Annotated in this window: 13 protein-coding genes; 2 read left to right on the top strand and 11 right to left on the bottom strand. The window is 68.7% G+C overall.

Going from position 1 to position 12,226, the window contains the following annotated elements:
• Positions 1 to 42 precede the first annotated feature (42 nt).
• Both LZK98_RS19920 and LZK98_RS19925 read right to left on the bottom strand, forming a co-directional pair.
• Positions 43 to 765 (bottom strand): esterase/lipase family protein, encoded by a 723-nt coding sequence (locus LZK98_RS19920; protein ID WP_233784246.1) that lies wholly within the window; start codon positions 763 to 765, stop codon positions 43 to 45.
• Complete coding sequence (locus LZK98_RS19925; protein WP_233784247.1) at positions 741 to 1,427, bottom strand: TIGR02117 family protein; 687 nt, start codon at positions 1,425 to 1,427, stop codon at positions 741 to 743. Before LZK98_RS19925 ends, LZK98_RS19920 begins: the two co-directional genes overlap by 25 nt.
• A gap of 24 nt (positions 1,428 to 1,451) precedes the next feature.
• On the opposite strand from LZK98_RS19925, the gene phhA reads away from it, so the two are divergent.
• A complete protein-coding gene (phhA, locus tag LZK98_RS19930) occupies positions 1,452 to 2,327 on the top strand; it encodes a phenylalanine 4-monooxygenase (RefSeq protein ID WP_233784248.1) in 876 nt (291 codons plus the stop codon).
• A gap of 216 nt (positions 2,328 to 2,543) precedes the next feature.
• Here phhA and LZK98_RS19935 read toward each other — a convergent pair whose 3' ends face one another.
• The 9 genes from LZK98_RS19935 to LZK98_RS19975 form a co-directional block, all read right to left on the bottom strand.
• The gene (locus LZK98_RS19935; RefSeq protein ID WP_233784249.1) at positions 2,544 to 3,449 is read right to left on the bottom strand and encodes a 50S ribosomal protein L11 methyltransferase; all 906 of its coding nucleotides are present in this window, start codon (positions 3,447 to 3,449) and stop codon (positions 2,544 to 2,546) included.
• Positions 3,446 to 4,144 (bottom strand): SDR family NAD(P)-dependent oxidoreductase, encoded by a 699-nt coding sequence (locus LZK98_RS19940; RefSeq protein WP_233784250.1) that lies wholly within the window; start codon positions 4,142 to 4,144, stop codon positions 3,446 to 3,448. Before LZK98_RS19940 ends, LZK98_RS19935 begins: the two co-directional genes overlap by 4 nt.
• Positions 4,145 to 4,183: 39 nt before the next feature.
• Positions 4,184 to 5,554: a methyl-accepting chemotaxis protein gene (locus LZK98_RS19945; protein WP_233784251.1), complete on the bottom strand. Its 1,371-nt coding sequence runs from the start codon at positions 5,552 to 5,554 to the stop codon at positions 4,184 to 4,186.
• A gap of 15 nt (positions 5,555 to 5,569) precedes the next feature.
• Positions 5,570 to 6,925, bottom strand: a complete 1,356-nt coding sequence (locus LZK98_RS19950; RefSeq protein WP_406693577.1) for a methyl-accepting chemotaxis protein — start codon at positions 6,923 to 6,925, stop codon at positions 5,570 to 5,572.
• 286 nt (positions 6,926 to 7,211) lie between these two features.
• Positions 7,212 to 8,291, bottom strand: coding sequence for a DNA replication/repair protein RecF (gene recF, locus LZK98_RS19955; RefSeq protein ID WP_233784252.1), 1,080 nt, complete (start codon positions 8,289 to 8,291; stop codon positions 7,212 to 7,214).
• A gap of 153 nt (positions 8,292 to 8,444) precedes the next feature.
• Positions 8,445 to 9,242, bottom strand: coding sequence for a ubiquinone biosynthesis protein COQ4 (locus LZK98_RS19960; protein ID WP_233784253.1), 798 nt, complete (start codon positions 9,240 to 9,242; stop codon positions 8,445 to 8,447).
• Between the two features lie 75 nt (positions 9,243 to 9,317).
• Complete coding sequence (locus tag LZK98_RS19965) at positions 9,318 to 9,566, bottom strand: hypothetical protein (RefSeq protein WP_233784254.1); 249 nt, start codon at positions 9,564 to 9,566, stop codon at positions 9,318 to 9,320.
• Between the two features lie 32 nt (positions 9,567 to 9,598).
• The gene (dnaN, locus tag LZK98_RS19970; protein ID WP_233784255.1) at positions 9,599 to 10,702 is read right to left on the bottom strand and encodes a DNA polymerase III subunit beta; all 1,104 of its coding nucleotides are present in this window, start codon (positions 10,700 to 10,702) and stop codon (positions 9,599 to 9,601) included.
• A 136-nt stretch (positions 10,703 to 10,838) separates the two neighbouring features.
• Positions 10,839 to 11,435: an outer membrane protein gene (locus tag LZK98_RS19975; RefSeq protein WP_233784256.1), complete on the bottom strand. Its 597-nt coding sequence runs from the start codon at positions 11,433 to 11,435 to the stop codon at positions 10,839 to 10,841.
• A gap of 134 nt (positions 11,436 to 11,569) precedes the next feature.
• Between LZK98_RS19975 and LZK98_RS19980 the strand changes: the two genes are divergently transcribed.
• Complete coding sequence (locus LZK98_RS19980) at positions 11,570 to 12,226, top strand: histidine phosphatase family protein (protein WP_233784257.1); 657 nt, start codon at positions 11,570 to 11,572, stop codon at positions 12,224 to 12,226.

Here is a 12,226-nt window from a genome sequence, read left to right on the forward strand (position 1 = left end):
GCATGGTTCCGTATCCCGTTCCGGGCGCGGAGCAAACCCGTCTCAATCGTGATCGGCGTTCTGGCCGTTCAGCACCTTCGCGATCACTACCAGCACGTCAGGGTTGAGCTGCACCCCGACATGGCTGCTTACCACCTCGATCGCCCTCTCCCCCCCGATCCGGCAGGCGCGTCCGTTCACCAGACCGTCCGAGGCGCTCCAGATCGCGGTGGCCGGCACCGGCAACGGCCGCGCGATCTCCTCACGCAGCGCGGCGACGCGGGGGTCGTCGATACGCTCGCCGGTCAGCCATTCGAAGGCACGCCACACATTGGTCGCGCGCGGATCGCCGGCGAAGGGCGAGCTCACCGTGATCACCTCGCGCACCAGATCGGGCCGGCGATGCGCCGCCAGCCGCGCCATGATCCCGCCGAGGCTCACCCCGATCAGCGTCACCGGCGCGCCCGTCTCCGCCGCCACCGCCGCGATCCGCGCGAAGAGCCGCTCGCCCTCCACGCCGATCGTCCGCGCGCCGAGATTGCGCCCCAGCACCCAGGGAAAGGCGCGATAACCGAGCCGATTGAGATAGCCGCGCAACGCGAAGTTCGACCGGTCCGAGTTGAACAGCCCCGGCAGCACCAGCACCGGCCGGCCGTCGCCCCGCGGCACCTCCCGCAGCCGCCGCCTGGCTCCGGCAAGTCGCGCCGCATTGATCGCGCCGCGCGGCCATTCGCTGATCCACAGCCGGGCGGGCGGCGGCTTCAGCTTGAGGGCGCGGGCAGCCATGTCATCACCGTTACGGGAAAGGGCGTCCATGCGCCAATCCTGACCCCCGCTGCACGCAGCGCCTCGCCGGTCCAGCTGTTGCAGGTGCGAATCGCGCTGTAGCGGCCGCGCGCGGTGTAGAAGGCGTCATAGGCACCATAACCGAAGCGGTGGCCCGCCTGTTCCGCGAAGCTCGCCCGGATGAAAGCGGCAAGGCGGCGATATTCCTCGGGCCTCAGCACGATCGAGCGCACGCCGGGCCCGACGCGCGGTTCGGGAATCGCGTCGACGTGGATCACGGTGGTGTCGCTGCCGATCGCGCTGCGCAGGACGAGACGCGGGCTCACGTCCCACCAGGTCGGCGTGTTGAGATAGAAATCGCGATCGCCCCAGCCGAAGCTCCGCCAGCCGTAGCCGGCGTAGCGCGGGTCGCGGAAATGCTCGGGTCGCACCAGATCGCTCCATGCGACTCTCGCCGCCGACGCCGGCACGACGATGCCGGTGTGCACGCCATTGTCCTCAACGTAGATGCGCACGCCCTGTTCCGGCGGATGCCAGCCGCGGTTCGCCGGGATGCTGCCGCCGACCAGCCCGGCCGTGGCATAGGCGAGGATCGCCAGCGCGATCGCCGCCGCCCCCCGGCCGAGCCATGTCGCGATCCGTCGCCTGCCACTTCGTTTCATCTGCAACTATGCTATGCTCGCATCATGGCCGAAGATTCCCATGTACTCGATTCCCCGCCGGAAGGCGCTGCCGCCGATTGGACGATCCCGCAGGATTGGCAGCACTATACCGCGGAGGAGCACGCCACCTGGGACACGCTGTTCGCCCGCCAGGCGAAGCTGCTCCCCGGCCGCGCATCGGAGGCGTATCTGCGCGGGCTGCATGCGCTCAAGCTTTCCGACGGCGGCATCCCCAATTTCGAGGAGCTGTCGGAACGGCTGACGAAGCTCACGGGGTGGCAGGTGGTGGCGGTGCCGGGACTGGTGCCCGACGACGTGTTCTTCGACCATATGGCCAATCGCCGCTTCGTCGCGGGCAATTTCATCCGCCGTCCCGACCAGCTCGACTATCTCCAGGAGCCGGACGTCTTCCACGACGTGTTCGGCCATGTGCCGATGCTCGCCGATCCGGTGTTCGCCGACTATCTCGCCGCCTATGGCCGCGGCGGCCTCCGCGCACTGGAGCTGGGCGCGCTCAAGCAGCTCGCCCGCCTCTACTGGTACACGGTCGAGTTCGGCCTGATCGCCGAGCCTGACGGGCTGCGCATCTACGGCTCCGGCATCGTCTCCAGCTATGCCGAATCGCAGTTCGCACTCGACGATCCCAGCCCCAACCGGATCATGTTCGATCTGCGGCGCGTGATGCGGACCGAATACCGCATCGACGACTTCCAGCAGAATTATTTCGTCGTGCCCAGCTTCGACGAGCTGCTGCGCGTGACGGTCGAGACCGACTTCGCCCCGCTGTATGCGGAGATCCTGCCGCTCCCCGACATCCCGGTCGGCGAGATCGTTACGGGCGACGAGGTGATCACGCACGGCACCCAAACCTATGCACGGGAGCGAGCGGCTCAGGCGTGAGGCTTATTTTTTGTTCACGCGGAGACGCGGAGGACGCGGAGGTGTCTCGCCTGTGGCCCCGTCTCGCGTCAGCGAGACCTTTCAGTCTGTAGCAAGCGATAGGCATGAAGCTGCTGGCGCGGCTGAGATGGCGGCAGGCGACGCACTCTCCGCGTCCTCCGCGTCTCCGCGTGAACAAATTCTTCCTTCTTCTTCGCGCCTCTGCGTGAACCAATATCAGCGCCGCCGCTTGCGCAGACGCAGGATCGTCCAGTCCCCTCGCTCGATCCGCCCCGCCATCCGACAGCCATGCCGCCGATAGGCGCGCGCGACCGCATCGGCTTGGCTGGTGAGCAGCCCTGCCAGCACGATCTGCCCGCCCGGCGCCGTCAGCGCAGCGAAGTCGGCCGACATGGCGATCAGCGGCCCCGCCAGGATATTGGCGATCACCAGATCGTAGGGCGCGCGCGCCAGCACCAACGGGTCGGCGGCGCCATCGGCCACGGTCAGCGCCAGTTCGCCCGGATGCAGGCCGAGGGGCACGCCATTCACCCCCGCATTCTCGACGGTGACGTCGATCGCCACCGGATCGATGTCGGTCGCGGTGGCATAGGCGCGCGGCCACAGATGCATCGCGGCGAAGGCCAGCAAGCCGGTCCCAGTGCCGAGATCGATCAGATTGCGCACCACCGCGCCCTGCGCCCTGATCGCCTCCAGCATCATCAGGCAGCCCGAGGTGGTCTCATGCGTGCCGGTGCCGAAGGCGAGCCCCGCCTCGATCCGGAACGCCTTGGCGCCCATCGGCACCTCGCCCTTGTTGGTGCCGGTATGGACATAGAAGCGCCGCGTCGCGACCGGCTCGATGCCGGCCTGGCTCAGCGTCACCCAGTCCTCCTCCGCCAGCTTCTCGACCACCGGCTCGGCATCGCCCGCACTCGGCACCAGCGCGCGGAGGCTGGCGATCGCCGCCTTGCCGGGCTTCGCTTCGAAATAGGCATCGAGCTGCCACGCGTTCGGATCGTCGACCACGCGCTCGCTGGTCATCAGCACTGGCACCGGCTCGATCGCGGCGAGCGCATCGCCGATCTCGATCGCCTCCGCCTCGGCGCGGGTGCAGGGGAGAGTCAGCTTCCAGCTCGTCATCGCACGTAACTCGCGCCGTTGATGTCGATCACCGCGCCGGTCATCGACGGCGGCGCCTCCAGCGCCAGGAAGCGCGCCGCCTCCGCCACCTCGGCCGGTTCTGCGACCCGGCCCAGCGGGATGTCGGCGAGCAGCTTGTCGCCGCCGCGGCTTGCCAGGTAATCGTCCGCCATGCCGGTCATGGTGAAGCCCGGGCAGATCGCGAAGGCAAGGATGCCCTCGCGGGCGTAGCCGCGCGCGATCGTCTTGGTCATCGCGACCATGCCGGCCTTGGACGCGGCATAGTGCCAGTGCGCCGGCGAATCGCCGCGATATGCGGCGCGGCTGGCGATGTTGACGACGCGGCCGCCCGTGCCCCTCTCCTGCCAGTGGAGCACCGCGAGGCGGCAGAGTTCGGCGGCGGCGGTGAGGTTGATGCGCATTGTCCTCTCCCAGGACGCGGTCCAGGCGTCGTGGACTTGGTCGAGGGGATTGTCCTCGAACACGCCGGCATTGTTGATGAGGACGTCGATGCGGCCGTCCAGCCTGTCGAGAGCCTTTGTCCACAAGTCCAACGGCGCGGCGGGGTCGGCGAAGTCGGCGCGGAAACCGCTCGCGGTGCCATGTCCGACGCAGCGCACATCGGGCCGGTCGAGCGCGGCGGCGATCGCCGCGCCGATGCCGCGGCTCGATCCGGTGAGGAGGATATGGGTCATGCCGCCTCCGATACGGCGGCAGCGCCGTGCTGGAAAGCGTCAGGCGGCGGCCGAGGACGAGAAGTCGTCGGCCGCCTGCTTGAGGGCGGCGAGCCGGTCGTCGACCGCCCCGAACTCGCGGCCGAGCCGATCGATCTCGGAGGCGACGGCTTCGGTGTCGGCACGGATGGCGGCGATGGTGGCGGACATCGAATCGGCCGCCAGCGCGGTCTCGTCCACCGCCGCGGTGATCGCCGTCACCGTCGTCGCCTGCGCCTCCATCGCTCCGCGGATGCGCTCCGCCGAGGTCTGCACCTCGTCCACCGTCATCCGGATCGACGCATTGGTCTCCACCGTCGAGCGCGTCGCCGACTGGATCGCCGCGATCTTGGCGGCAATGTCGTCCGTCGCCCGCGCCGTCTGGTTGGCCAGGCTCTTCACCTCCTGCGCCACCACCGCGAAGCCGCGTCCGGCATCGCCGGCCCGCGCCGCCTCGATCGTCGCGTTCAGCGCCAGGAGGTTCGTCTGCCCCGCGATGTCGCGGATCAGACCCAGGATCGATTCGATCGACTTGGCATGGTCGGAAAGCGTCCCGCTCATCTCCACCGCCTGGCTCGCCTGGGCTCCCGCCCGCGTCGCGATCTCCGCCGCCGCCTCAACCTCCATCCGCGCATCCTCGATCGCCCGGATCAAGCCGGCCGCCGTCTGCGCCGCCTCCCGCATCGCCAAGGCCGACTGCTCCGCCGCCGCCGCCACCTCGCTCGTCTTCCCCAGCATCCCGCGCGCCGAAGCGCCAGTCTGGCCGGCCTGGACGCGGATGTCGTTGCCGAGCGCGCTGGTGCCGGCGATCGATTCGGCGATGCTCGCCTTGAACTCGCGCGAGCGGGCCCTGCGCTCCTTGTGGGCCTGACGGGCATCGCGCTCGCCGAGATGCGAGGCGAGCAGCTCGGCCTCGATCAGGGCGAGCCGCTGGATCACGTCGGCGATCCGCGCCAGCCGCACCGGATCGCCTTCGACCCTCGCCTCGACCGCGGCCAGCGTCCGGCTGTGTGCGAAGGACAGGGCGGCGAGCAGCGCCGGCAGCGGCACGCCGGCGCGATGTGACTGGGCGGCGTGCTTCTCGGCGAGCACGCGCCATTCCTCGGCGAAGGGCTGGCCGTATTTGGCCTGGGTGTAATGGGCGCTGAGCGCGACCTGCTCGGCCAGCGCCTCGGGCGTGTAGCGGTCGCGGATCGATGCGGTCGCCGCGAGCGAGAGATAATGATCCCAGAAGGCGTGCGCGACCGCCTCGAACTGATCGCCCGCCAGCGCGACGATTTCCGCGCAGGCCGGCGCGATGGCGCCGTCCCAGTCATAGTCGCCGACGCGCTCGGCGAGGCTGCGCTCGCCGCCGCTCCAGCGGCCGAGGTCAGCGCGAAGCCGCTCCGCCATAAGTCATCTCTCCCATCAGGCCGCGACTTTCGTGACGAAGTCGCTGGCGTTGGTCTTGAGTGCACCCAATTGCCCGTCGAGCGCGGCGAAGCCCTCGCCCACCCGATCGATCTCGGAGGCGACGGCTTCGGTATCGGCACGGATGGCGGCGATGGTGGCGGACATCGAATCGGCCGCGAGCGCGGTCTCGTCCACCGCCGCGGTGATCGCCGTCACCGTCGTCGCCTGCGCCTCCATCGCTCCGCGGATGCGCTCCGCCGAGGTCTGCACCTCGTCCACCGTCATCCGGATCGACGCATTGGTCTCCACCGTCGAGCGCGTCGCCGACTGGATCGCCGCGATCTTGGCGGCAATGTCGTCCGTCGCCCGCGCCGTCTGGTTGGCCAGGCTCTTCACCTCCTGCGCCACCACCGCGAAGCCGCGACCCGCGTCGCCGGCCCGCGCCGCCTCGATCGTCGCATTCAGCGCCAGCAGGTTCGTCTGACCCGCGATGTCGCGGATCAGCCCCAGGATCGATTCGATCGACTTGGCGTGGTCACTCAGCGTTCCGCTCATCTCCACCGCCTGGCTCGCCTGCGCCGATGCCCGCGTCGCGATCTCGGCCGCCGCCTCGACCTCCATCCGCGCGTCCTCGATCGCCCGGATCAAGCCGGCCGCCGTCTGCGCCGCCTCCCGCATCGCCAGCGCCGACTGCTCCGCCGCCGCCGCAACCTCGCTCGTCTTCCCCAGCATCCCCCGCGCGGCGAGCGATGTCCCGCTCGCCTGGTCGCGCAAGGCGACGCCGCGTGTCGACGCGCTCTCGACGGTGGAGGCGATGCTGCTGCGGAAATCCGCCGCCAGCCGGTCGCGGGCGACTCTCTGCCCATGCGCGCTGAACAGGCCGTAGATCGATTCGGTGATCTCGCCTTCCAGGCTGGAGAGACGGATGATGACGTCGATCATCGCCGGCAGCCGCGGATCGGTCGGCTCGACCCGGCGCAGCAGCGCCTCGAGCGCGACGCGGTCGCTCGCGCAGATCATCGAATGCAGCGCCATCGGCTCGATGTCGGCGGCATAGGCCGAGGCGACCGAGCGTTCGATCGAATCGACCCAGGCGCGGCCGCGTGTGTCGAGGAAGCGATTGCGGAGGAAGGTGACGCCGAGCTCGATCATCTTCTGCGTCTCGTGCGGCGCCCAATCGCGCTGGTCGGCGAAGCTCGCCACCCATTGTTCCCAATAAGCGGCCGCGATGCCGTGCGCTTCGGGCTCGATCATGTCCCAGACCGCCCGTGCCGACTCGACGAACGCATCGTCGACGCCGAACACGCGCAGCCGCGTCGGCAGGTCGATCCTGGCGCTCAGGCTTCCGGGCGGCGGCAGATCCTTGGTCAACTCGGTCTCCAGCGTCAGCGCGGCGCACTCACGATGCCGCGCACATTCTCGTTGGAGATAGAACGGGAATGGTTAAGCGGCGGTTAGGGTCGATCGACAATTGAGGAGAGCTGACACCTCCCGCCTCGGCGTCACCCCGGACTTGTTCCGGGGTCCACTAAGCCTCGCGGACGGCGCTCAAGCCTCTTGTCCGGTTCCTGCCTTCCGGTGGCCCCCGGAACAAGTCCGGGGTGACGGCTGGGAACCGGGCTACGGAAGACCCGCAACCTCAAAAGGTCGATCCGCCTTAGCCTTCGATAACGCCGTCGACGACGCGATATCGGGTAGCCGGCTCAGGCACCTCGTCGAACAGGCCGGCCTCGGTGCCGGTCATCCACACCTGCCCGATGCCGGCGAGCGCGGCGAACAGCGCAGCGCGGCGGCCGGGGTCGAGGTGCGCGGCGACCTCGTCGAGCAGCAGCACCGGCGGACGGGCAGTCGCTTCGGCGACGAGGCCGGCATGGGCGAGGACGATGCCGAACAACAGTGCCTTCTGCTCGCCGGTCGAGCAGAGTGCAGCCGGCTGCCCCCCCTCGACTCCGCTCGGGGCAGGCTTGTCGAGATGCGTCACCGCCAGGTCCTGGCGATGCGGGCCCACCAGCGTCCGGCCGGCGGCGGCATCGCGGCGGCGGCTTTCCCTCAGCGCCGCGGCGAGATCGTCCGCGGCCTCTCCCTCGATCGCCAGCCCCGCACGGGCGAACCCGCCGGGCGCTTCGGCGAGGCGCTCGTTCAGCCGCAGAACGGTGGTGCGCCGCGCCGCATCGATCGCGGCGCCATGCTCGGCCATTGCCGCCTCCAGCGCGGCGAGCCAGTCGGGATCGGCCGGCGCCTCCTCCGCCAATAGCCGGTTGCGCGCGCGCATCGCCGCATCATAGCGGGCAGCGTGATGGGCATGGGCCGGCGCCAGCGCCAGCGTGAGCCGGTCGAGGAAACGGCGCCGCTCCGACGCGGGCTCGACGAACAGCCGGTCCATCGCCGGGGTCAGCCACAGCACCGATACCCATTCCGCCAGCGCCGTCGCCGCGGCGGGCGCACCGTTGATCCGCACGATCCGGCGCTCAGGGGCGGACGGCTGGGTACCGGTGCCGATCTCGATTCCGCCCGCGAGCGTCGCCGCGACCCCGAACCCACCCGCGCCGCCCTGCCGCGCCATCTCCGACAAGGGCGCGCGTCGGAGCCCTCGCCCGGGCGCGAGCAGCGACACCGCCTCCAGCACGTTGGTCTTGCCCGCGCCATTGTCGCCGGTGAGCACGACGAAGCCCGGCCCCGGCGCCAGCGTCGCGGCCGCATGGTTGCGGAAATCGGTGAGGACGAGGCGCGACAGCATCGCGCTATCGCTTAAAGCCTGTTCGAAGGAAGTGGAATCGTGCTCCTGCGAAAGCAGGAGCCCTGGATCACCTGACATCGCCTGCGGCCGGAGCTCCTGTCTTCGCAGGAGCACCGATAGGCTTCAATCCGAACTGGATGGAGTCTGGGAAGATCAGATCGCCTGCACGCCCATCTGGTCGAGGTGAATCTGCGCCTCGTGATATTTGATCGCCGGCAGGATGTTGAGCCGCCGCCGCGCCGCCTCGAGCGGCTCGGCGAGCAGGATCTCGTAATCCTCGGCGTTCAGCCACTTGGCCTGCTTGCCGTGACGATAGCCTTCGATCACCGCGCGCACGACCTTGAGGCTCTTGGTCACGCGGATGCTCTTGAGCGCACCGGCAAGCGCGATCGCGCCCCAGCCGAGCCCCTTGGTCTGGGCATAGGAGAAGGCGACCAGGCACAGCTCGCCGAGATGCTCCTCGGCGGTATAGCCGGTCAGGATGTGCCAGATGTCGTGGATGTCGCGCTCGCGCTGGCCGAACCAGACGTGCGGGTGCTCGGCCTGTTCCCAGCCAGTCCCGTCCTGATAGCTGATGTCGGCGAGGCCCATCGCCGAGAAGCCGGTCCGGTCGAGGAAGGCGCGGTAATGCGCGCCGACCGATCCTTCAGGCAGCGAATCGAGCCAGGCGCGGTCGCTGAAACGCTCGGCGAGGTTGACCCGACGATAGGCGATGCGGCCGCCCTCCACGCTGGTCAGCAGCCGGCGATAATTCTTGTGGCTGGTGTCGGCGTTGAGCGCGCGCATGATGCGGAACACCTGCACGGTGTCGTCGCCGTTCGCCATCAGCTTGCGAAGCGCGGTGAAGGCTGCCCGCCAGTCGCGCTTCATCGGCAGGCCGGCGTTGATCACGGGAGCCGGCGCGGCTTCCACTTTGGTGCGCGGCAGGGTATCGATCGCTTGCGTTGCCATGGGTGCGAATCCTTACTGACAATTGTGTCAGTAACCAACGGCGAGGCGGAAATCAAGTTCCAACCGAGCCTGCGCTCAATAGAGCAAGCCGAAGCTCGCTGCGTCCAGGGACATGACCACCACGGCGCAGATGACGAGCCAGAGCGCGGTCAATGGCCATTCACCTTCGCGATCGAACAGTTTCGCCGTGACGGCGGGCATGCCGATGATCCAGAGCAGAAGCCAAGCCGAGCGGATGCCGGTCCAGTCCACGACGAACACCGTCGCTGCAGCGAGGAGCGCGACGATCGCAAGCTGGATCGAGCCGCGCAGGATCGTGACCACCCCGCCCGAAGCCCTGCTTCGAGCGAGACCCGTCAAACCCGCATCGGCATCAGCACGTAGAGCGCCGGCGCCTTGTCGTTCTCGCGGATCAGCGTCGGGGCGGCGGCGTCGGCGAGGTGGACCTCGACCGAATCGCCCTCGATCTGCGCGAGGATGTCGAGCAGGTAGCGGCTGTTGAAGCCGATCTCGAACGGCATCGCGGCATATTCGCCCGGCACTTCCTCCGCCGCCGCGCCATTCTCGGGCGAGGTCACCGACAGGGTGATCTTGTCGCGGTCGACCGCCATCTTGACCGCGCGGGTCTTCTCGCTGGCGATGGTGGCGACGCGGTCGACGCCTTCCTCGAAGCTGCGCGGGTCGAGCTTCAACAGCTTGTCGTTGCCGGTCGGGATCACCCGCGAATAATCGGGGAAGGTGCCGTCGATCAGCTTGGAGGTGAGGATCGCCTGGCCGAGGTCGAAGCGGATCTTCGATCCCGACAGCGACACGCCGACCGATCCGTCGACCTCGTCGAGCAACTTCCTGAGCTCGCCCACCGCTTTCCGCGGCACGATCACGTCGGGCATCCCGTCGGCACCGTCCGGCTTCGCCACCGTCACCCGGGCGAGGCGGTGGCCGTCGGTCGCGGCGGCCTTCAGCGAATCGTCGGCGATGTGGAGAAAGATCCCGTTGAGATAGTAGCGCGTCTCCTCGGTCGAGATCGCGAAGCGCGTCTTGTCGATGATCTGCTTGAGCGTCTCCGCCGGCAGCTCGAACTGGGTCGGCAGCTCGCCCTCGGCGATCACCGGGAAGTCGTCCCGCGGAAGCGTCGGCAGCGAGGAATTGTAGCGGCCCGCGCGAATCGCCAGACGGCCTTCCGCGGCGCTCAGCTCCACCTGGCTGCCTTCGGGCAGCTTGCGCGCGATGTCGAACAACGTGTGGGCGGAGACGGTGGTCGCCCCCGCCTGGTCGACCGCGGCCGCGACCGTCTCGTCGATCTGCAGGTCGAGGTCGGTCGCCATCAGCCGGATCGCGCCGTCCCCCGATGCCTCGATCAGCACATTGGACAGGATCGGTATCGTGTTCCTGCGCTCGACCACCGATTGGACATGGCTCAGCCCCTTGAGCAGGGTTGCGCGTTCGATCGTCGCCTTCATCTCAAACCCCCGGACGCCCCCGGATGCGGCCGGCGGCAACTTTGCCGAACTATCTCTAGCGCGAAAAAGGGCCGGAGCAAGCGCCCCGGCCCTCTTGTTTGCCGCAATGCGGCAGCTTGACGTCAGAAGCGCCCGATCAGAAGCGGACGCCGACGCCCGCCAGCAGCTGATGACGGTCGAGATCGACGTCATAGTCGTCCAGCTTACTGTAGTTCGAGTAGCGATACTCGCCCTTGATGTAGGCGGTCGGCGTGATCTTGTACTCGATGCCGGCGCCGAGGCGGTAGCCGTCGAGGTTGGCGTGATCGCTGACACTGGTGGTGGCAGTGTCGTAGCGCGCGTCGATGCGCTGGTTGGTGTAGCCGGCCTTTGCGTAGAGCAGCGCCCGCGGCGAGACGGCGTAACCGATGCGGCCACCGACGTAGATGTCGCGGCCGGTGTCGACGCGCAGGCGATCGCCCGCAGCGAGCACGTCGTTGGCGCGCGTGTCGGCGCTGGAACCGGTCAGCTCGGCCTCGGCGCCGAACACGGCCTGGCCCGCCTGGAAATCATAGCCGACCGCGCCGCCGTAGACGACGCCGTCCTTGCTGGCACCCTGCCCGCCGTCACCCTTGAAGTGATCCCAGCCGGCCACGCCCTCGACGCGCGGGCCGCTGAACGGCGCCTGGTCCTGGGCGAAGGCGGGGGTTGCGACAGTGGCCGCCAACAGGGCGGCAAGGGCAATCTTACGCATTGGTAACTCCATTCAAACTCCCGCCAGTGGGTGGCGGGACCGGCTAAATGGTGCGCCGCACACCAAGTTGCATGAACCTCAGATAAACAGCGAAAAGCGTTGCATTTCGGCCACAGATCGGGCTTGGCAGAAGCATGGCGGGACGGACCGAACGCAAGGGGCGCGACTTCATCGCGCGGCATGGGGAAACGGTGTTCAACGCTGCGCGGCGGATGCAGGGAAGCCAGCCGCACACACCCCTCACCCGCGCCGGTTTCGCCCAGGCCGATGCGATGGGGGAGGCGCTACGGCGCATCCTGGGACCCAAGCCCAAACTTACCATGTGGTCGTCGAGCGCCGGTCGCGCGCTGCAGACGCTGGCGGTGATCGCCGAGCATCTCGAGCTCGACTGGCACCAGGCTCGCCACGACGACCGGCTAGTCGAGATCGGCATGGGCGAGTGGAGCGGGCGCTACTACCGCGACATCGCGGCGGAGATCGGCGACGGTTTCGTCGACCTGTCGCACGGCCTCTACACGCGCCCACCGCCCGGCGGCGAATGGTACGACGCTATCGCGACGCGCGTCTCCGGCTGGCTCGACGATACCGACGACGATCCCGATGACCGGCTCGTCATCATGCACGGCATGTCGAGCCGCGTGCTGCGCGGGGTGATGACCGGTGCCGACGTGCTCCCCCAATTCGACGCGCCGGTGGCGCCGAGCCTGCCGCAGGGATCGATCGCGATGATCGAGCATGGCGTCGAGACGATCGTCCACTGGGGCAGCGGCGAGGGCGGGACGCCGACGTGA

This window comes from Sphingomonas cannabina (genome assembly GCF_021391395.1).
In the GTDB taxonomy this organism is placed as follows: Bacteria; Pseudomonadota; Alphaproteobacteria; order Sphingomonadales; family Sphingomonadaceae; genus Sphingomonas; species Sphingomonas cannabina.